The organism is Salinivibrio costicola subsp. alcaliphilus, assembly GCF_001996185.1.
Classification (GTDB): domain Bacteria; phylum Pseudomonadota; class Gammaproteobacteria; order Enterobacterales; family Vibrionaceae; genus Salinivibrio; species Salinivibrio costicola.
This window is the reverse complement of the sequence record NZ_MUFR01000133.1, coordinates 1-488: the sequence shown is the minus strand read 5'-3', so window position 1 is coordinate 488 and position 488 is coordinate 1. Positions and strand designations below refer to the sequence as shown.

The 488-nt window shown below is 53.7% G+C and carries 1 protein-coding gene and 1 pseudogene; both read right to left on the bottom strand.

Annotation, left to right across the window (positions count from 1 at the left end; genetic code table 11):
* Nucleotides 1-234, bottom strand: a pseudogene (locus BZJ21_RS15530) (glycosyl hydrolase family 26); the annotation flags it as partial.
* Nucleotides 235-283: 49 nt separating this feature from the next.
* Nucleotides 284-488: PAAR domain-containing protein (locus BZJ21_RS15525; protein WP_101494608.1), on the bottom strand; the 205-nt coding region annotated here is incomplete at its 5' end.

Sequence of the window (488 nt, the reverse complement as noted above, 5' to 3'; positions counted from 1 at the left end):
GAAGGTGGCCGCGCTCGAGCCTAGGTTGTCTATGGCATCTATGTTATTGATGACACCAAAGCAATACATGGTTTGTGAACGGATATTGGCGGTGTATAATACAGGCGGATTCTCGCCTTCGTTATCAATCTCGATATCAACGGTCGACACCTGCTCTCTCGCTTGCATCATGTCTGAATCACTCCAACAGCCGGTCAGTAAAGACAGGCAGAGTACAGCGGCTATCTTTTTCATCTCGACTCGCTTATGTCTAATAGTGAAGTAGCTAGAGACATTGCCGCCCCTAGCCAATAATGACATCCCCGGAGCCTGACACCAGTACGCCACCGCAGTTAAGCGCATCGCCAATGCGGGCGGCGGGTTTACCATCAATCATCACCCCAATTGAACCCGCGGCAATCTGGCGACCATGAAAGCCATGTGGGGTTTTCGGGCAGGGGCAACCGTGTGGGGCGGCGGTATCCCCCACTCTTGCCGCCGGCTTGCCA